At 38.3% G+C, this 20,961-nt stretch carries 19 protein-coding genes and 1 pseudogene; 1 reads left to right on the forward strand and 19 read right to left on the reverse strand.

Features of this window, described 5'->3' with window-relative positions:
- Positions 1-12: 12 nt before the first annotated feature.
- The 18 genes and pseudogenes from HMPREF9706_RS08945 to HMPREF9706_RS05625 form a co-directional block, all read right to left on the reverse strand.
- Positions 13-198: a cysteine-rich KTR domain-containing protein gene (locus HMPREF9706_RS08945; protein WP_011058338.1), complete on the reverse strand. Its 186-nt coding sequence runs from the start codon at positions 196-198 to the stop codon at positions 13-15.
- Positions 199-298: 100 nt separating this feature from the next.
- Positions 299-2,218, reverse strand: a complete 1,920-nt coding sequence (gene tet(M) / locus HMPREF9706_RS05550) for a tetracycline resistance ribosomal protection protein Tet(M) (protein WP_000691727.1) — start codon at positions 2,216-2,218, stop codon at positions 299-301.
- A 15-nt stretch (positions 2,219-2,233) separates the two neighbouring features.
- Positions 2,234-2,281 (reverse strand): annotated as a pseudogene (locus HMPREF9706_RS09430) (hypothetical protein); the annotation flags it as partial.
- Positions 2,282-2,594: 313 nt separating this feature from the next.
- Positions 2,595-3,527: a conjugal transfer protein gene (locus HMPREF9706_RS05555; RefSeq protein WP_001224319.1), complete on the reverse strand. Its 933-nt coding sequence runs from the start codon at positions 3,525-3,527 to the stop codon at positions 2,595-2,597.
- Entirely contained in the window at positions 3,524-4,525 is a 1,002-nt protein-coding gene (locus HMPREF9706_RS05560) for a bifunctional lytic transglycosylase/C40 family peptidase (protein WP_000769868.1), read from the reverse strand. The genes HMPREF9706_RS05555 and HMPREF9706_RS05560 overlap by 4 nt, the downstream gene beginning before the upstream one ends.
- Positions 4,522-6,699, reverse strand: coding sequence for a CD3337/EF1877 family mobilome membrane protein (locus HMPREF9706_RS05565; protein ID WP_000804748.1), 2,178 nt, complete (start codon positions 6,697-6,699; stop codon positions 4,522-4,524). Before HMPREF9706_RS05565 ends, HMPREF9706_RS05560 begins: the two co-directional genes overlap by 4 nt.
- 2 nt (positions 6,700-6,701) lie before the next feature.
- On the reverse strand, positions 6,702-9,149 hold the full coding sequence (gene tcpF / locus HMPREF9706_RS05570) for a conjugal transfer ATPase TcpF (protein WP_006908389.1): 2,448 nt from the start codon (positions 9,147-9,149) through the stop codon (positions 6,702-6,704).
- Positions 9,133-9,525 carry a conjugal transfer protein gene (locus HMPREF9706_RS05575; protein ID WP_000723888.1) on the reverse strand — a complete coding sequence of 131 codons (393 nt, stop codon included), beginning with the start codon at positions 9,523-9,525 and terminating at the stop codon, positions 9,133-9,135. The genes tcpF and HMPREF9706_RS05575 overlap by 17 nt, the downstream gene beginning before the upstream one ends.
- 88 nt (positions 9,526-9,613) lie before the next feature.
- Entirely contained in the window at positions 9,614-10,111 is a 498-nt protein-coding gene (locus HMPREF9706_RS05580; RefSeq protein WP_000342539.1) for an antirestriction protein ArdA, read from the reverse strand.
- A gap of 116 nt (positions 10,112-10,227) precedes the next feature.
- Positions 10,228-10,449, reverse strand: a complete 222-nt coding sequence (locus tag HMPREF9706_RS05585) for a hypothetical protein (RefSeq protein WP_001009056.1) — start codon at positions 10,447-10,449, stop codon at positions 10,228-10,230.
- Positions 10,450-10,491: 42 nt separating this feature from the next.
- Positions 10,492-11,697 (reverse strand): MobT family relaxase, encoded by a 1,206-nt coding sequence (mobT, locus tag HMPREF9706_RS05590; protein ID WP_000398284.1) that lies wholly within the window; start codon positions 11,695-11,697, stop codon positions 10,492-10,494.
- 177 nt (positions 11,698-11,874) lie between these two features.
- The gene (locus HMPREF9706_RS05595) at positions 11,875-13,260 is read right to left on the reverse strand and encodes an FtsK/SpoIIIE domain-containing protein (protein WP_000813488.1); all 1,386 of its coding nucleotides are present in this window, start codon (positions 13,258-13,260) and stop codon (positions 11,875-11,877) included.
- A 28-nt stretch (positions 13,261-13,288) separates the two neighbouring features.
- Positions 13,289-13,675 (reverse strand): YdcP family protein, encoded by a 387-nt coding sequence (locus HMPREF9706_RS05600; RefSeq protein WP_000985015.1) that lies wholly within the window; start codon positions 13,673-13,675, stop codon positions 13,289-13,291.
- Positions 13,676-13,690: 15 nt separating this feature from the next.
- On the reverse strand, positions 13,691-14,005 hold the full coding sequence (locus HMPREF9706_RS05605) for a YdcP family protein (protein ID WP_000420682.1): 315 nt from the start codon (positions 14,003-14,005) through the stop codon (positions 13,691-13,693).
- Positions 14,006-14,441: 436 nt separating this feature from the next.
- Entirely contained in the window at positions 14,442-15,917 is a 1,476-nt protein-coding gene (gene gltX, locus HMPREF9706_RS05610; RefSeq protein ID WP_006908390.1) for a glutamate--tRNA ligase, read from the reverse strand.
- A gap of 54 nt (positions 15,918-15,971) precedes the next feature.
- On the reverse strand, positions 15,972-17,096 hold the full coding sequence (locus HMPREF9706_RS05615; protein WP_006908391.1) for a PIN/TRAM domain-containing protein: 1,125 nt from the start codon (positions 17,094-17,096) through the stop codon (positions 15,972-15,974).
- 23 nt (positions 17,097-17,119) lie between these two features.
- Positions 17,120-18,496, reverse strand: coding sequence for a DNA repair protein RadA (radA, locus tag HMPREF9706_RS05620; RefSeq protein WP_006908392.1), 1,377 nt, complete (start codon positions 18,494-18,496; stop codon positions 17,120-17,122).
- Between the two features lie 20 nt (positions 18,497-18,516).
- Entirely contained in the window at positions 18,517-19,062 is a 546-nt protein-coding gene (locus HMPREF9706_RS05625) for a dCTP deaminase/dUTPase family protein (protein ID WP_006908393.1), read from the reverse strand.
- Positions 19,063-19,244: 182 nt separating this feature from the next.
- Here HMPREF9706_RS05625 and HMPREF9706_RS05630 point away from each other — a divergent pair, with 182 nt between their 5' ends.
- Complete coding sequence (locus HMPREF9706_RS05630; protein WP_006908394.1) at positions 19,245-19,547, forward strand: DUF4298 domain-containing protein; 303 nt, start codon at positions 19,245-19,247, stop codon at positions 19,545-19,547.
- Between the two features lie 53 nt (positions 19,548-19,600).
- Here HMPREF9706_RS05630 and glnA read toward each other — a convergent pair whose 3' ends face one another.
- The gene (glnA, locus tag HMPREF9706_RS05635) at positions 19,601-20,947 is read right to left on the reverse strand and encodes a type I glutamate--ammonia ligase (protein ID WP_180947348.1); all 1,347 of its coding nucleotides are present in this window, start codon (positions 20,945-20,947) and stop codon (positions 19,601-19,603) included.
- Between the last annotated feature and the right edge of the window lie 14 nt (positions 20,948-20,961).

Here is a 20,961-nt window from a genome sequence, read left to right on the forward strand (position 1 = left end):
ATTAATCTCATTTTATCGGCTCTGCGTCTTTGCGTCTGGCTCTGTAATCACAGTTACTTTGAACTGCTTTATTTCAATTAAATTTTCTTGTCTGCATTTCGGACAATAGAGGGGGAATTTTTTTAATTCAGTATCTTCCCTTATCTTTAATCGTGTTTTATTTCCACATACAGGACACAATATCCACTTGTAGTTTATAATAACTATCTCCTCCTTTACACTTTAATTCAAATCTTTATTAAAAAATATTTCATCTTATTTAACAAGAAACCATATTTATATAACAACATAAAATACACTAAGTTATTTTATTGAACATATATCGTACTTTATCTATCCGACTATTTGGACGACGGGGCTGGCAAACAGGTTCACCGGTAGTAACATGGTACCCTTTTAACTCTGTTAAACAAACACTACGTCCATTTGTAAAGAAAGTTAAATCACTACGATATTCTTGAATACACCGAGCAGGGATTTCTCCACTAAGAATGACCTCATTATTTTTCAATTGAGTGTCTACGATGTTCGCACAATATTTAGGAGCATCGTTGTATGCTCGTGAAAGATATTCCTGTGGCGCATAAATTTTAAAACTAAGATATGGCTCTAACAATTCTGTTCCAGCTTTTTTTAAGACTTGTTCCAATACAATAGGAGCAAGCATCCGAAAATCTGCTGGGGTACTAACAGGGCTATAGTATAAGCCATACTTAAAACAGATTTTACAATCCGTCACATTCCAACCATATAATCCTTGTTCGCAACCATAGCGTATCCCTTCCATAACTGCATTTTGAAATGATTGATTTAAGTATCCAAGAGAAACCGAGCTCTCATACTGCATTCCACTTCCCAACGGAAGCGGTGATACAGATAAACCAATGGAAGCCCAGAAAGGATTTGGCGGCACTTCGATGTGAATGGTATATTCTGCATTTTTTAACGGTCTCTCCATATAAATGACTGTAGGCTCTTTTAGTTCTATCTCCACATGATACTTTTCTTGCAACAGTGCACTAATCACTTCCATTTGTACTTTCCCTAAGAAAGAAAGTATAATTTCATGTGTCGTAGAATCCACGTAATATCGTAGAAGCGGATCACTATCTGAGATTTCCAAAAGGGCATCAAGCAACATTTCTCTCTGTTCAGGTTTACTCGGTTCAACAGTTGTTTGTAGTAGAGGGTGCGGATTTTCAATCTTTTTTCTCTGTGGCAATAGTTTTGTATCTCCAAGAACACTATTTAACTTCAAAAACTCATTTTGCAAAATAACAATTTCTCCAGAATAAGCTCTATCAATCTTACATAATTCACCATTTATTGAAGTATACATTTCTGTAACTTTTATTTTTTCTTTTTCTGATACTCTAACCGAATCTCGTAAATGTAGTACTCCACTATAAAGGCGTATATATGCAAGACGTTGTCTTTTTTTTGTATATTCAATTTTGAAAACATTTCCGCAAAGTTCAGACGGACCTCGATGTGTTGATGAATAAAATTTATTCGTAATCACTTCTATAAGGTTATCAATCCCTATATTGTTTTTTGCACTTCCGTGATAAACAGGGAACAGGGAACAATTATGAAATCTTATGCTTTCCTCTTGTTCGAGTTCCAATGCTTCTAATGATTTACCGGACATATATTTCTCTAAAAGGTCATCGTTTCCCTCTATTACCGTATCCCATTGTTCAGATTCGGTAAAGTTCGTCACACACATATTAGGATACAGTTCTACCTTCTGTTTGATTACAATTTCGGCAGAAAGTTTCTCTTTAATATCCTGATAAACCGTTGATAAATCAATTCCATTTTGGTCAATCTTATTGATAAAAAAGATTGTGGGAATCCCCATTTTCCTAAGTGCATGAAATAATATACGAGTTTGTGCTTGTACGCCATCTTTTGCAGAAATCAGTAGAATTGCCCCATCTAAAACTGATAATGAACGATATACTTCTGCTAAGAAATCCATATGTCCTGGCGTGTCTATGATGTTCACCTTCGTATTTTCCCACTGAAAAGAGGTTATTCCTGTCTGAATTGTAATTCCTCTCTGACGTTCTAAAAGCGTATTATCCGTCCTCGTTGTACCTTTGTCCACGCTTCCTAATTCTGTAATCGCTCCACTGTTATATAATAAGCTTTCTGTTAAGGTAGTTTTTCCTGCATCAACATGAGCTAAAACTCCAATATTAATAATTTTCATGTGATTTTCCTCCATTCAAAAACCCAAAAGGGCATAAAAATCCCAGTGATAAATACTTTTATCACTGGGATTTTTATGCATAACCATAGGTATACAAAGCATACAGATATTCTCTGGATACTTTAGAATCACATGATAAAGGTATTCTTAAACTGGGTACAAAAAACTAAGCCCTCCTAAAAAAGGACATCTAATTATTTGTTCCCGCTATCAAATTGACAGTTTATTTAAGAATACCTTGCCGCATATTTATTAACTCCTTTTAAATAGTCACTTAAATAATAGCACGTAAGAGCATATTTGTAAAGGAATCTCCAATTTTTTATCAAAAAGAGTACATGATTACAAAGTATCTGTAATCATGTACCAATATTTGTTATTTTACAATCTTCCAATTACTCCCGTTCTTTTCAAGTACCAAATCAAATTGAGATACCTGCGTTGCTTTGGTCTGCTGGTCGATATACTCCACTGTCAGCGATACCGTGACTTGATTATCCTTACGATTGTGAATAGGATTTACCAGTTCTTGAAAGATGTACTCTTTTCCGATTGGTTTTAATATCCCGTCATTCACATAGTAGGAAAGTTCACTGGCTGTCGCTGTAGGATAGAGCTTGAAGAACGTCGTTAAAAACTCATTGATTTCATTGGTTGTAATGGAATCAACCGTCCCCTCACTTTCAATGGCTTTTGGTTTATAACTTGATTTCTTAGGTATGTTGGTAATGGTCGGATTCTTAACCAGTACCATATTTCCAGAACCATCTACATAGACACTCACTATATAAGCAGAGTGGACGGTCTTTGTATTTTCTCCCTCTGTAATGAGCTGGTCTACACTGTAGGTTACATTAAACTCATTGTCGCCAGTTGGCTCTACCGTCCATATCTGAAATCCTCTTACAGAAGACGATACAGGAATATCTTTGCGTACTGTATCAACATTGAGAGCTTGAAGTTCATCTGTCAGATAGCCTTTTAGACTTTCCATTCGATTATCAATGGACTTATCGGATTGCTCCCATGAATAGTAGACTTTCGCAAAGTTCTCTACAAAATTTTCTACATGATGAGTATCAACGTATTCCTTTTCTATGATAGTTGTTTCGTGAATAGTATGAGTATCTATAGCTGTAAAGTGCTTGAATATCGCAAAGCTGAAACTAAGCCCTAAAAGTACCCACAAGGCAATCACAACCTTTTTATGAGGATTGACCTTATAGACACGAGGTTTCTTTTCCTTTGGTATCTGTTTTTCTTTATTCTGATTTTTTCTAAATTTCATCATTAAATCTTCCTTTCTCATTGTTTGATTCGTCCTGCTCCCACTAAATGCTGTTGCCAGTAGGGGCTTGTTAAGTCGGCATAACCGATTGGGTCGCCTGCATGAAACATACGGTTATTGCCAAGGTATATCCCAACATGAGTAATATAAGAGCCAGCGTTATAGGTAGAATGAAAGAAAACCAAATCGCCAGCTTGTGCTTCCGATAGTGGGATATGCTGGGTCACATCATATTGCTGTTGTGCGGTTCGTGGTAAGTTAATTCCAGCTTTTCCATACGTCCATTGTGTCAGTCCGCTACAATCAAAAGAAGTAGTCGGGGAAGCTCCACCGTAAACGTATCGCCAGCCCTCATATTTCAGTGCTTCGTCCATGATGGCTTGTACCGTATCATCATCAAACTCTGTTGTGACAAGATACTGCGTTACCAGTTGCACATAAAACATATTGCCATAGTTGTATCGCCAGCCCCCATTGATAGGTATGGCTATGGGATTGGGGTAAGACACTTTTTCGCCACCTGAATACTCTTTTGAGAAACTTTGAGCCAGTTCAAAGGTATATTTATTTCCACGATTAGCCACATACCCTAAGAAACCACCACCATAATTGTAGGACTGGATAACCGATTCTAAATCTACACTGAGCCTTTCGCTACTGGCTAATAATTCACTGAAATACTTCACACCTTGCTTAATGGATTCTTCTGTACTCAATGAATTAGGTGGAAGACCGAGGGATTCCGAGGACTGCATAACATCTTCCGCAGTACCGCCCGATTCCACCTGTATAATCGCAAGAAGTATGTTGACATATTCTTCAACGCCATATTCTTTGGCATATTTTTCTACCATAGGCTTATGAGCCAGCACTTCTGCGGAAACATTCACACCTCCATAATGAATATTGGAAATTCCGCTGTCCTGTTCATCTGAAAATAAAATGGCAACAAACAGAAGCAGTGAGAAGACCATCAAGAATAATCCAGAACCACCAATCACTAAAGTTTTCAACTTCATGGTTTCTTACCGACTTTCTTAATGGTGGCGGTTTTGATTGGTGGTCTACTTCTTGTATTTTGTAGTGGTACTCTTTGAACAGTAGACGGACGTTCTTTTGTGATTGGACGTTGTGAAGTTCTATCTGCTGTAGTGGTTGAAGTTGCTGGCTTTTGAACGGTTTTTTCTTGAACGGTATTGCCTTGGCGTTCCACTTTTGGACTTGAAAAATCGGACTTAACTGCTGGACGCTCTTGTTTGGCTTGTTGAGATTCCTTATATGAAGTCTGAATATTAGACTGTTTTGAGGTCTGTTCATCATGATATTGTTCTTGTCTTGTAGTCGGTCTTTCATGAACAGAAGAAGCAGGCTGTTTTTTCTGTTTGACCTGTTCCATTTCAGAGCGACGCTTCGCAATGGTTTTTCGCCTTTGTTCCTGCTGTTCCTTGCGTCCACTGGCTCTGTCCGCTTTGGTTTGAGAAATACTACTGGTTAAATCACGGACATTCTCTTTTACTTTGGATTTTCCTTGATATACTGCATATCTTGCATTGGTCGGCAAATCTTTAACCTGTTCTTTCAAACCACTAGCAGTGTCTACCATTCTGTCTTTGGTATCAGCTACTGTACCGATGGTTTGACCGATACGTTTTCCAAGTGTTGATTTTTCCTTTCCGTCTGGTCGGGAGTGATCTGCTTGTGTCCTTGCAGAACTCCCCGAACCCGACTGTCCTTTTTTACCTGTAACAATGGCAGACCCAGCCCCTAGAGTAGTCATGGAACGTCCAAGTTTCCGCTGTAGACGGTGCATGTGAGCGTGCATAAGCATACGAGGTTTTCTCATCACACGACTTCCCACACTTTGAGAATCGTTACTCTGTAGAGAAAACATACTCATTAAATCGCCCAGCTTGAAGTAGATTCCTGCAAAGGTCACAATCTGTAGAAAAGCAATCAAAAAGAACGGATAACCAGCCGATAAGGTATAGAGCATGGTTGAAATACTAAATGCTGTCGTAATAATCAATGTGATTCCAGCTCGTGTCAAAATGGTATTAAAGAGCTTTGTTATGGCTCGTTTTGACATACCATCAAATGATGGAATCATGCTTAAAATAAAGCTCACAGGCAGAAACATAGCATAGATGATAAAAAGTACCTGCGAGAAAATCATGATTCCTGTTAATAGGAATACAAATATGGAAATCCCAATATTGAAGACAAATAGGAAGAAGACTGTACCTAAACGGTTAATGGTCTTTGTAATGGTTAGATTGGTATTGCTTCTGTCTTCAATTTCTTCCGCAACAATTTTTTCTCTGTCTTCGCCATTGTTGGAATCTGGGCTGGTGGAGAGCAGGCTTTCCACACGGTCAATACCGATACTTTCAATGTCTGAACTGTTGTATTGAAGCAGTAGCCACGGTTGCTGAACCTGTATGGAAAACAGGCTATCTCTGATTAAGTCCACGCTGTCCTTGCCTTGACTATCGGAATGGGGCATGACAATCTTCGTGCCAAGTGATAAACTGGCATTACTGATGTCTGATGAAAAGTCATTGATTTTTTTAATGTAGTCGGGAGCGTAGGCAATAAAGGAAGCCGATAGGATAAACACCAGCACAAAATTCATAATGGCATGAATTGCCTTTGTGGTTTCTCTCTTTATCAGTCCCGTATAGGCAACATAAACCCCAAGAACCAAAATCAAGAGTAAGAGGAATCCAACATAGAAACCCTCTGTTGAAAATCCGTTTGCACTCACACCAGCTAAGGTCTGCATATTCTTACCAATGGAATCTGCTGTAGCGGAAATGAAGTCTAAGGAATAGGCTTCCTGTACTAAGTAACCTGTCGCATTGGAAACATACAAACTGATTGTCCAAATAAAATTGGTAATGGCATATAGTCCATACATGACCTGTTTTCCAATCCCGTCCGACCAGTTCCACGGAAGCCAGCCCCAGCTATTATCCACATAAAAATCCAGTTGATAGTTTTCAAGTGGGTATCGGCTGTATTCATTTGCCACATTGACCGTATCATCTACCAAGCCCGCAGCTTGAACCACCGTTCCCAGCATGGCTAAAAGAAAAATGGCAATCACAAGTGTGAAAGCCACTGTCATTGCCACTTTACCTAGACGTTTCAGCGTCCAGTTTGATTTTATTCTGTTTACTATTGATGGTTTCACATTTACACCTCTTTTCGCACAGGTGGTCTGGTATCAAAGGCATGGAGCAGTTCTTCAAATACAGGGTGGAACTGTATCACACCGACACGACCATATAAATCACTGATAAGGCATTGCCCGTTTTCCAAATCACGCAATCGCTTCTGATTGTTTTCGTCCTCTGGGTCTACACCAAAAAAGGCTAAGGTCTTTTTAATCTCGTTAAGGTCAGTGGAACGAAATGCAAATTTTAAGCCGAGGTTATTTTTCAGTTTTTCATCTAAGAGGTCGTCTGTATTTTGGGTCACGAAATATACCCCAGCGTTCATAGCACGACCAGCCCGAACCAGCTTCATAGATAGTGTTTTTCCTTGTGCTACCTGTAAAAAGCTCCATGCTTCGTCTAAATCTACAATCTTGAAAATGCTTCGGTCTGTATGGATAAAGTCTAAAGCAAAGGTACTAATGACAATCAGCATAGCAACGGATAAAAGCTCCATAGTGGTATATTCCTCAAAGGAAGTTTCCTTGTCGGGAAGTACCAAGTCCGCAACCTGTATAATGTTCAGTTGTTTTTCTAAGCTGATAGACTGCTCCACATAACCATTACTGAATAATAAATGTGCAAAGTCATAGTCTGTAAAACTTTCGATATGGTCGGCTATACTGGTACTTAGTGGCGTATTCTCAACCCGTAATTCCTCAATCACTTTCATCAACCCTCGTACTTCACTATTGGTTACTGCACGAATGGCTTTTCTAAGGATTGGGAAGCGTTCCCCATCACGAGAGGAAATCCCCGTAAGGAATGTCAGAATATCAATAGCCAGTGATTCAGAATCTTTGGGATTTTTCATAATCACATAAGGGTCAAGTAAGCCTTTGTTTTTCTCATCAGAAGTCAGAGTGACGATATTGATTTCATGGGAAATCTCTGGCAAGGTTTCTTTCCATCTGCCACGTTCTGCTTTTGGGTCTACAATCACTGCTTGTGCCCCATAAAGCACCGCATAATAGACGATAAGGTTATTCGCAAAGGATTTACCACCACCCAGCGAACCAACAAAAGCCGACGCTAACGCATTGGTTACTGAACCCTTAACCCCTTGACTGGCAAGAGCAGGTTTCAGATAGACATTGCGTCCAGTATCTAAGCTGTAGCCAACATAAATCCCCTCATTTTCCCCCAGCATTTGAGTAGCACCAAAACCTAAACCAGCGAGGAAATCAGAGGTCACGTATTGAATATAATCATTCATATAACGCTTGCTGGCAGGTAAAAATTCTTCATGTAAGCCGAGCATATCCCCAAATGGTCGTACCAGTTTTACGCTTAAATCGTCATAAAAATCTTTCACTTCATTACAACGACGTTTGAGTTCGTCAAGATCATTTGCTGATACCCTTACCACATAAGACAGCTTGTACATAGATTCCTTGCTTTGGTCTAAATTGGTTTCCAGCTCATTCACACTTTCCAGAGCTTCCGCCACATTGGAGCTGGTTTCATTATCACTTTGCCAAGCGTGGTTATCCAAGTCTTTCAGTTCTTTCTTTTTATTGCGGACAGTAGATAGGGCTTTACGATTCGCTACAATTTCCACATTCATTGACGTATCAATCGGGAATGTAAATTGCTGTTGCTGGTAGTAGAAGATTTCAGAGGACGGGAAGTCCAGTTCTCCGACAATGCTGTTAATGGTAAAGTAAGCTACATAGACGGTTTCATCTTCCTGCTGGATTTTCAAATATCGCTGTTTTTCTTCCACCAAACAGCGAGTAGGCTTAATCAAGTCATAGTATTTAATCAGCGTTTCATTATCCAGCTTTTTCTTTGATAGATGGTACTCATACTCTTCATAGGCAGTGCCTGTCTGTCCGTAAAGGTGTTCAATCAGATAGCCGAAGTCGTCCTTATCTAACCTGCGGATTTTGAAACGACGAGAGATTTTATTTTCTAAGAGCTTTTCCATCTTCTGAAAACGCAGGATTTCATCATTACTCATACTAACAAAATCGCCCATCAGCTTATGGTTCACATCATAGACAAAATCAGACAAAGCATTTTTTGCTTCAACGGTAAGACTTTTCATAGAAAACTCCTGATCGTTGAGAAGCAACTTAAAGCCGATAAAGAAACGGTAGTTCACTTGATTTTCGCCAATCATGGATATTAAAGCGTCTGTCTGTTTGTCGATTTTGTCATAGGCAACCGCTTTGAGCTTGCCAGTGACTTCATTTTTGGAACGCTCTTGTGCAGAACGTATGCTGGATTCTGTACTGATTTGTAAAGCATGAATTTTGCCATCACGATTTTGTGCGATAAGCTGTCTGAAAGAATCATGCACTTGTATTTTCTGTTCTGGACTTAGAAATGAGTAATTGTAAGGAACAAGCTCATAGTAAGCATAACATTCCCCGTCTTTATTCCAGACGAGATTGTTTTCAATGTATTTAATTGGATATGCCATAAAATTCACTCCTAACTGCTGTAATGGCTTCTTGTGGCTGGTTTCTGCCAAGCGTTACTTTTTTTCCTGCATAGGTCAGCTTTGGTCGCAGTGCATAAGCAATGACAGACTTCAAAAATCCATAAGGCTTTTTACCATCAAAAGTTTTTGTAGACATAAACCATGTGAAAGCCACAGGAATCCCAAAGTATTTGAGAAATGCTCCCTCTATCATGGAAAGAGGGGGCAAGTTGCCAAGTATCATCACTGCAAAGAGTGACACGACAAACCATGTCATTTGCGTAAAGGTTATGGGAAACGGAAGTCTAAAATCATTGATAGAATACAGTACCTTTTCCACAGACCAGATACTGGTATAGCTTCGTATTTTCTTCATGTAATCAATCCTTTCATAAAAAATAGGGGTAGCTGATTGAGCCACCCCGTAAAATAGAAAATCTGCCAGTAGTAATGTACCGACAGATTTAATAGACGATTTCAAAAATCCCATGATTGGTTGAGATAAACGTTCCTGAAAGGTCTAAATCCCGACCATAGGCTTGATAATCAATATAGTTTTGAAGACTAGCTGGTACTTCGCCTAAAGCACCCGTTTCTTCAATGTAGTAGCGTGCCACGTCATACATATCATCACAATCGGAATGAATGATAATATCCTCTTGATGTTCGCTTAGTTCTTCAATGCTTGAAAAATGAGTGAGCAGAGCAGATAGCTCCGATTGTAATTCTTCGGGTAATTCCGATACCATTTCCCATAGTCGATTGAGTTCGCCAATGGAAGTGTATTCGTCAACCGTAAAGGGTAACTCGTAGTCATGAATGGCGTATTCCTCATATTCATCATTCAAGCCGATTTTCTCTTTGACTTCCTCAAAGTCAATGGGAAAGGTAAACCACGCACCGACCAATTCGCCCTCATTGTATTTGCCTAAATTCGCAATATAGACTTGCATATCGTCCATATATTCACGTCCTTTCTTTGTAGAGATTCAAAAATCCCTACCGCACTTCGTTTGGTGTACCATTCCTTTGCGGAACATAAGAAAACCACTTATATTCCACAAAAGAACGGTTTTATTTAAGCACCAATAATGCGATTGAATAGCTCTAGTAAAATGTCTTTTACTCCAGCAGCGTTGAAGACTAAGCCAACCGCAATAATCGCAATAATTAAAAAGCCAATCAGTTTGCTAAACTCACGCTTGAAGCCAAGATACAAGCCAATCACAACGATTGCTAAAAGCACCAGTGATTGAGCGTTTGATAGAAACCAGTTATAAAGGTTTTGTCCAAAATTCATAAAAATGTTCTCCTCTCTATATTCAATGAATTTGTATTTGAGTTATTTTTTTGTTGTTATCACGTCCTGTTCTTTTACTGACTGTTGCTTCAAAATCTGCTTGTGTCGGTCTGTCAGTTTCGCATGGTCGAGAATGTCTTTTACAACCTGCGTCTGGTTGATTTCATCAAGTTTAATCGCAACCTTTAAGGTCGGGGCAACTTGATGAGATAGCCAGTTCAGCGTCCTTTGGAAGGAGTAAGGCTCTGGTTTTGTGGTTAGTTTTAATCGTTCACGATTGTTCCCAATAAACCAAGCCCATTCTTCATTCAGTTTCCAATCAGAACGAGGTTTGGAATCGTCTTTATCTACAAAACGGATATACCGATTGATAATTTTAAAGGCGGTATGCTCTGGATTGTCATAGACGAGTAAATCACGGACTGCATAATAGGCACGCTCATTTTTCAATCGAATCTCAAAACGGTTTTTTACTTCTGCGTCTTCAATGGGAATATCATTTTTCTTGTACTGCTCGTAGTCCTTTTCATAGATACAGAAATAAACTTCACTTTGTAATGAACCGATATAGAGGGTGTTTCCCATACATTCCTTTTCCTCTTTGCGTACCAGTTCGCCACTGCGATAGCTTTTAAAACTGCGGAAGACGGAGATACATTCTTCCTGTTGGCACTTTTCAGTGAGTACAGGGATATTTAAAATCCCTGTCTTATCGTTAATGGCAAGGTCAAGGCGTTTCATCACACCGCCAGCCACCAAAACGTCCATAAAGAACTCATACCAGCTTCTTTGTTGTGCCAGAAGATAGCTTTCAAATTGTCTGCACCCACGACCTTTCAATTCCACCAGAACTCCTTTGTCCAGTTCATGGGAGCAAAGGACGAATATGTCGCCTAAAGCATAATGCTCTGAATAAGAATAGAAACCATAGTCCTCATGAAGAAAATAGGACAGTTTCAGTTGTAAGATGTTTTCGACCACCTGCTGTACGTCTGTTGTCGGAAAGCGAATTCTTACATAATCAAACAGCATTTCAAGGGGAGCGTCGGGATTGAAGCGTTCCAGAGCTTCCCAAAGGGACTGCTGTAAATCCTCTGATGGCTTGACTTTTCCTGTTTCAATATCGCTTAGATACTGCCTTGTAATACCAGTCGCAACAGCTAAACGGTTTTGAGATAGTCCATAAGCCAAGCGTTTTTCTTTTAAATGCTGTAACCAAGTTTGTTCATTCAGTAAAAATCCCTCCAATCAAAAAGGCGTATGTCAACTTTTAAAGCCCATTTGACATACGCTGAAATTTTGTAAATCCCTTGTAACCAAAGGATTTTCTAATGTTTTTTTGACTGTTTCCTGTCGATTTGTACCCCCCTGTTAGATACGGGGGGTTAAGTGCTGGCGTGGCTATTGCCACACCAGCCAGCAAGATCAGTCCACACCTGCGACTTCCGCTTCGCACGTCGCCTGCGTGGACTGTCTGCTGTTGGATAACTTTTTAATTTCCTCCAAGAAATCATATCCTTTTGGTACAAGGGGAGTATAAAACTCTGATATGACACTTGTTCCTACATCAACATAGCCACGACCTTTGATTCGCTTTAAGAAGAAATCCTTTTGTACGTCACTGCCAAACATCATGCCATAGCCCATTTCAGACATACGACCTAAAGCCACTCTGAAATTAAACTGATCACGGATTCCGTCGCCTAAATATTTTGCGTCTGGACGTTGACAAGCCAGTATTAGAAAGAAGCCAGCTTGACGACCTAACATGACAATCTGTTTCAGCTTATTCATAACTGCGGTGTTTTCTTTTGTTCCCAGCATTTCCATGAAAGCGACGTATTCATCAAAGATTAAGAAGTGTGCCGGGAGACCTAAGTAAGCATAATTTTTGCCAGTCTTATAGTTCTTCATCTGCTTCATTTCCTCACTACGTTTCATCATTTCTTCATAGAATGTTTCAATGCAAGAAAGCAAGTCTTCTTTTCTATAGTAGACATTTGCCATCACAGAACCTAAGTCCGCAAGATCAGCATTTTTCGGGTCAAGAATATACAGTTTTGAATCTGTATGAAGCAAGGCTTCAATCAGTGTCAGTATAAAGTAAGTTTTACCGCCACCTGTACCACCAGCAATCAACATATGAGGGAGCTTATCATATTCCCACCATACGTTTTTCATTAAGCGAAGTTTACCATCTTTAGCTTCTACTTCATCAATAGAAATACGACTGGCTATGGTGTCATAGAGCAAAGTATATTCCACATAGGAATCCTTTAACTCTTTATCCGTCAGCTCACAGTACAAGCCACTCTCTAATTTCTTTTCCAAGTGTAAGAGTTGGTCTTGATATTTTCCCAGCGTGATTTCCACCCGTATCTGTATCAAGCCATTTTTAAGTCGATAATACATTTTAGGGAAGTAGGTTATCTTTTCCTTTGTACGACCAGCACTATCTTTAAAGAAACCCTCTGTTTTGACCTGTTCAGATTCATACCACTTGTTTTCAAGTATCATCTTTGCCAGTTTTTGACGGTGGTAAAGTTGTTTAACCGTATCATAGCGAACCCGTTTGAATACAAACGCTACCAGCAAGCAGATAAGAATTGCGACACTGAAACTGATAATTAAATAGGGAATGTCAATCTTATCTGCTTGTGATAGGTTAAAATCCTGCCAGTTGATCTGCTGGATTGTCTTCACATGAAACAGTCCGACAACCAGCAGGAAAACAGGCAGGAGTGACGCTATCGTAAAATGAAAGACTAAATCTTTACCAGATGGGCGAATCCTTTTACCACGCTGTTTCATGCGAAAAAGTCTCCTTTCTACCTAGCGACTATTTGTCTTGTGTCGGTTCTTTCTTTGCTTGTGGTTGAGCTTTGAATGAACTAGAATCCTTTGTCAGCACAATATCGTCTGCCTTGATATACCAGTCAACATCTGCTCCTTGATAGGTGGCAGTAGCAACGGTGTCCGCAATGGGATTGATAAGTTCCACCCGTGCGTTATAATCAAACTCTTTCAAAGGCACGCTGGCAGGAATACTTACTTGAATCATGCGTCCTTGTCCTTTGGATTTTAAGTCATAGGTACGTTCCTTGATTTCATCTGAAACCGACCCGTCTTCATTTTGGATTCTCACTTCACGACGTAGAGCAGAGAATTTCAATTCTCCAAAAGTCGTGTCTTTATCTAATACAATGCCATTTGCTAATCTCATCATTTTTCCTCTCTTTCTTTATTCTTTTATCATGTCGTCAGCATGTAAAAGGTAATTTGTAAAACCACGAGTGCCGATTTTGTAGCCCTCTGCGGTAATACGTGGATTGACTAACTTCACACGTTCCTCAAAGCCGAAATGTTTTTCGCCAGCTTCAGCAGGAAGCACCACCACAATATCATCTGCTCTTTGAACATCAGAATAGAGATTATAGCTTCTTGATAAGACAGTTAGCCGTCCGTTGATTCTTCGCTGAACGACTTTATCCTCGCCAGCAAATTCTAAATTGCCGAATGTTTTTTCCATGTTGGGAATCACAAATTTAAGTTCCATATTTTTACCTATCCTTTCTTTTTTATTGGCTGAATGAATGTTTGATGGTCTTAAAGAGTGGGGAACGACCTTTTGATTCTTGATTTTTTGTTTTCATAAGTTCACTTCCTTTCAAAATCGGGTAAAAAAATAGACACCTCATTTTTTGAAGTGTCTACCTATTAAATATTCAAATTTTATTGGAAGTATCTTTATATCTTCACTTTTCAAGGATAAATCGTCGTATCAAAGCTCATTCATAAGTAGTAAATTAGTAGTAAATTGAGTGGTTTTGACCTTGATAAAGTGTGATAAGTCCAGTTTTTATGCGGATAACTAGATTTTTATGCTATTTTTGTGTAAAAAAAAAGAAATCAAACCATCCCCAACTAAAAAAGCTTCTTTCATGGTTAACCTTGGAATAGCCATGAAAGAAGCTTTTCTTTTTAATCATTGATTAGCGCTGATTCATTATTTGGTCGATATGACTTAACGCCTTTTTCTTACCTAAAACTTCAATCATATCCGCTAACTGAGGGCCATGCATTTGTCCAGAAACCGCGATACGAATTGGCATAAAGAGATTCTTACCTTTAACACCCGTTTCTTTTTGAACAGCTTTGACTAGAGGATTAATATTTTCTGAAGTGAAAGCCTCCTCACTTAGCTGACTTAGTTTTTCTCTCATCAATTCAACAACCGTAGGAACAGTTTCTCCTTGCATGATCTCTTTGGCACTCGCATCCAAATGAACTTCATCATTAAAGAATAGGCCTGAAGCTTCTACAATCTCAGCCCCATAAGAAATTTGGTCATGGTATAAAGCAACTAGTTTATGAATCCAAGCCATCTCTTGCGCATCAGGATTTTGAGATACTTTTCCAGCTGTTTGTAAATGAGGAAGCGCTAAGCTAACTACTGTATCTAAATCAGCTGCTTTCATATAAGTATTATTGATCCATTCTAACTTTTTCTTGTCGAAAGAAGCTGGTGAGGTCGAAAGACGATCAGGATCAAATTGTTGGATCAATTCTTCTTGTGAAAAGATTTCTTCCTCTCCCTTAGGAGACCATCCTAATAAAGCAATAAAATTAAACATAGCTTGAGGTAAATAACCTAATTGCTTATATTGATCAATAAATTGTAAAATCGAACCATCCCGTTTAGATAACTTACGATTTGTTTCACTATTAATAATCAATGTCATATGCCCAAACCTTGGAATTTCCCAACCAAAGGCATCATACACCATCATCTGCTTAGGTGTATTTGCAATATGATCATCCCCTCTTAAAACATGGGTAATCTTCATCATATGATCATCAACCACAACCGCGAAATTATATGTAGGCATACCATCTCTTTTTTGAATAACCCAGTCACCAGAAATATTCTTAGATTCAAAAGTTACAGGGCCTTTAACAATATCATCAAATTGATAAGTAACTCCTTCAGGTACTCGGATCCGAACAACCGGTTGACGACCTTCCGCTTCAAATGCGGCAATCTCTTCCTCACTTAAATGAGCATGTTTTCCACCATAATGTGGCATTTCCCCTCTAGCCTTTTGCGCTTCACGTTCTTCTTCTAATTCTTCTTCTGTCATATAACATTTATAAGCTAAATCACGTGCTAATAAATCATCAATTAAAGGTTGATAAATAGATAAACGTTCCGACTGTCTGTAAGGACCGTATTCTCCAGGATTTTCAGGTGACTCATCCCAATCCATTCCTAACCAAGCCAAATTTTCTAATTGACTTTTCTCTCCATCCTCAATATTACGCTTGGTATCTGTATCTTCAATTCGAATAATAAATTCTCCACCCATCGATCGAGCAAATAAATAATTAAATAATGCCGTACGGGCATTCCCAATATGTAATTTCCCAGTAGGACTTGGTGCGTAACGAACGCGAATTTTATCAGTCATGCTTTTTTTAATCTCCTTTATTCAAATTCTCTCCACTATTGTAATCCTTATCGCTTAAGCTTTCAAATTCGTTTCAGACTCTTTTATTTTTCCAAAAATCATACGTCCAGCAGAAGTCTGTAAAAAGGACGTCACAACAACATCCAACCATTCATTAATATGATTTAAACCTTCTTCAACCACTACCATAGTGCCATCATCTAAATAAGCAACCCCTTGACGCCGTTCTGTTCCTGCCTTAATAATTTGAACATGCATCTCTTCACCTGGTACGTAAGCTGGTTTCAAGGCATTTGCTAAATCATTAATATTCAATACCGCCACTTGCTGAAATTCAGCCACTTTATTCAGATTATAATCAGTAGTAACAAGGACTCCTCCAATTTTCTTAGCTAAAACAACTAATTTCGCATCAACCTCAGAAACATTTTCTACATCTCCTTCAAAAAAACGCACTTCAATATGCCCTTCCTTTTGAAGTCGATTCAAAATATCTAATCCGCGTCGTCCTTTACTCCGTTTTAGTGCATCCGAAGAATCGGCAATGTGCTGTAATTCAATTAAAACAAAATGTGGTACTACCAATCTACCCTCAATAAAACCTGTTTTGACAATTTCCGCCATCCGTCCATCAATAATTGCCGATGTATCCAATAATTTATCTTTCGCTAAATTTTCTGTCGAATCGACATGTATTATCGGATCGTCCACCTTCTCAACATTATGACGCAGAGTCGAAACCGCCATCTTATTCATTCGATTAGAAAAAATACCTAACAGTTCCTCTCGCCGATTCATCATGATATTATAGCCAATCACACTCCCTAGAAAGCAAAAGACAAGAGGAGCGATTGAAGATAAGATGGGAATATTACTAAAAGGTAACGATAATAAATATCCTAAAAGTAACCCCAAAACTAAACCCAATAGGCCAAACAAAATATGTGCGGTCGACTGATCCTCAATATAACGAATAAATCGCTTAATAAAGTTTTCAATATAGGGAGATAGAACCCAACCCAAAATAATAAAAATAAGACCAAATAATAAACTGTCTATCACCGGAAACTGAGCTAAAGGGGGAAAAATATTGAAATTTTTCCAGATTAAAGGGCCTACTGAAAAACCTAAACTAATTCCAATAATCGCAAATATACCCACAATAATTTTTCGAAACATAATATCCCTCCTTTCTTTTTTATTTAACGTGGAAATATCTTTTGGATAGCCGAGCGAATCGTTTTCACTGGAATTACTTCAATATCCATTGGTGCCAATTGCAATCCTTTATAATTATTAAAGGGAATATAAATTCGCTTAAATCCCAATTTGTCTGCTTCTTTAATCCGATCCTCGATCTGACTCACTCTTCGTATCTCACCCGTTAAACCAATCTCACCTACAAAAACATCTCCCACCTGAACCTCTTTATTCCAATAAGAGGAAGCAATTGACACAGCGATTGCTAGATCAATCGCCGGCTCATTTAATTTAACACCCCCTGCTGTTTTAAAAAAAGCATCTTGATTTTGTACTAAAAGACCACAATGCTTTTCCATTACAGCAAGCAATAAAGAAATTCTTTGGTAATCAATCCCAGAACTCGTTCGCTTAGCATTTCCAAATACTGTCGGAGTCATCAACGACTGTATTTCTGCTAGAATTGTGCGGGTTCCTTCTAACGCGGCCACCACCGTAGATCCCGTCGCACCAGCTAATCTTTCTTCTAAAAAGAGCTCTGATGGATTGTTCACCTCTCTAAGTCCACAATCATCCATCTCAAAAACACCAATCTCATTTGTTGATCCAAAACGATTTTTAACAGCTCTCAAAATTCGAAAACGATTATGCTTTTCCCCTTCAAAATAAAGAACAGAATCAACCATATGCTCCAAAATACGAGGGCCAGCAATATTTCCTTCTTTAGTCACATGTCCTACAATAAAAATAGCAATGCGTTGATCTTTTGCAATGCGCATCAAATGATTAGTCACTTCTTTTAATTGTGAAACAGATCCTACAATCCCTTGATTTTCACTCGCAGACATCGTTTGGATTGAATCGATCACCACGATTTCTGGTTGAACATGATCAATCTCTTTAACAATTAAATTTAAGTCTGTTTCAGACATTAGATAAAAATCCTGTGCCATCAGATTTAACCGCTGGGCACGCATTTTTATTTGTCCTAAGCTCTCTTCTCCAGAAACGTATAGGATTTTATTTTTTTCTTGAGCTAAGCGCATTGACACTTGAAGTAAAAGAGTTGATTTGCCAATACCAGGATCTCCTCCTATAAGAACCAGAGATCCAGGAACAATTCCTCCTCCTAAAACACGATCTAATTCCTCAAAATGACTAGGAAGTCGTTCTTCAACTTTAGTAGGTATTTGATCTAACTGATACGCCTTTGCTAAAGCTGGGTGACGCCGATTCGATAATTGAACCTTATCTTCTGTTATTTGGCGAAGTTGCTCCTCCATTTGATTCCACGCCCCACAATTAGGACATTTCCCTAGCCACTTGGGAGATTCGTAGCCACATGCCAAACATTCATACATTACTTTTGTTTTTACCAAATTTTTCCCCCTCTCCCTCGTTAATCTGAAGAACCAAAGCCACCCTGTCGCGTTGTATCAATAGGTTGATCCTGATCCACTTTTAAGTATGAACAAAATATAGCTTGTGCTATTCGCTCACCTTTTTTTATTTTTCGCGTCTTCATACCAAAATTTATTAACTGAACATAAACATGCCCTTCATTTTTCTCATTATTATAATAATCTGCATCAATAATCCCAATTCCATTTGGGAGGGCAGAAAAATGTTTATATGAACCTGAAGAACGATTAACAATTTTAACGTACTCATCTTCCTGCATATAAATTTTTAATCCTGTTGGCACTAGAGTTGGTTTAAAGAGTGTTTCTCTTACTTGATCCACTTGGTCAGAGTTTTCCATCATCTTTAACTTAAACTGATGCAATAATACTCTAAAAGCTTGGGACCAAAAGCTAGGTAATTCCACTTCCTCTGCTGCAGCTAAATCATATCCTGCTGAATATTTAGTCTGTCTTTGAGGAAGTTCAATCCCTTTATCCTGATATTCAGAAACAATCTCAAAACCACGCACTTTTTCACTCAAAATACCCCTTCCTTTCTGACAATAAGTTTTTTGCAATCGCTTTAATTGTAACCTTTTTTCTAAATTTTTTCACCTCTTTTAACTATTTGTAAGTGATTTGTAAAAATTCACTTGATTTTACTTTCTAAATCTCATTCATTACAATAGAATAAAAGAATAATCAATTTAAAGGAGTGATTAACATGACCCCTCAAGAACGTGCTGTCCATTATGAAGCGCTCTATCAAAAATACCAAGACCAAATTAACCAATTACAAATGATTGTTGATCAACATGAAGAATTTCTTCCAATTTTTAAAGAATTAAGCGATTATTATAGCTCACAAGTGTATTTTGATGATCTTGATGCCTCCAACAGTGGAAAAATTGACCCCAATATTCCCCAAGGAATTTATAGTGAGGATCAATTATATAATCTTTTTTTCCAACATCACCAAGTGGCAATCCAGATCTTAGACCTTGCCAGCGAAATGTTAAAGCAATAAAAAATAGCGCATAAAAGAGAACTGTTAAGCTCTCTCTTTCATGCGCTTATTTTTTAATAACTAGTAAAGTATTTATCCAACTCCCACTGAGAGACATGTTTTTGATAAGACTCAAATTCCATAGATTTAGCTGTAATAAAGTTTTGAGCAATATGCGAACCTAAAGCATCTAACATAACCGGTTCTTGACGCAATTCTTTAATTGCTTCTCTCAAAGACCCCGGCAAATCTACAATACCGTTGGCAAGTCGTTCTTCATGACTCATCGCATAAATATTTCGGTCAATTGCTTTAGGGGGATCAATTTTATGTTCAATTCCTTCTAAACCAGCTTGTAACATCACCGCTAATGCTAGATAAGGATTCGCAGAAGGATCTACAGATCTCACTTCAATCCGAGTTGAATTTCCTCGAGCAGAAGGAATCCGAATCAAAGGAGACCGATTTTGTTTAGACCAAGCATTATAAACCGGTGCTTCATAACCTGGTACGAGTCTTTTATATGAATTGACCGTTGGATTACACACCGCAGTAAATGAGCGAGCATACTTAATTAATCCTCCAATAAAGTATAAGGCCGTTTGAGATAAGCCATCTTCAGCTTCTGGATCATAAAAAGCATTTCCAGCTTCATTAAATAAAGATACATTACAGTGCATTCCTGAACCAGCAACACCATAAATTGGTTTAGGCATAAAGGTCGCATGAAGATGATGGCGACGTGCAACTGATTTAACAATCAATTTAAAGGTTTGAATGCTATCACACGCTGCTACAGCATCTAAATATTTCCAATCAATTTCATGTTGACCAGGTGCATTTTCATGATGACTAGCTTCAATCTCAAAGCCATGATCTTCTAATTCTAAAACGATATCTCGTCGACAATTTTCAGCCAAATCAACAGGAGCTAAATCAAAATAACCGCCATTATCATAGAGATTTTTACTAGCTTCACCTTTATCATCTAGTTTAAACAGGAAAAATTCGGGTTCGGGTCCTAAATTAAATTGAGTAAATCCCATATCTTTCATTCTTTTTAAAACTCGCTTCAAATTAGACCGCGGGTCGCCGGGAAAGGATTGACGCATTGGCAATTCAATGTCACAAATCAACCGAGCAATTTTAGCATCTTTTTCTGTCTCTTTCCAATCAAAAACAAGCCAGGTATCTAAGTCAGGTACAAGATACATATCACTCTCTTCAATTCTTACAAAACCGTCAATAGAAGAGCCATCAAACATCATATCATTATCCATCGCCTTATTTAGCTGGGATAATGGAATCTCAACATTTTTTAAAATTCCATTAATATCAGTAAAAATTAAACGAATAAATCGAACATTTTGCGCTTTTGCATCTGATAAAATTGCCTCACGAGTCCATTTCTTTTTCATTATATCATCCTTTTAAA

Source organism: Facklamia hominis CCUG 36813, from assembly GCF_000301035.1.
Classification (GTDB): Bacteria; Bacillota; Bacilli; order Lactobacillales; family Aerococcaceae; genus Facklamia; species Facklamia hominis.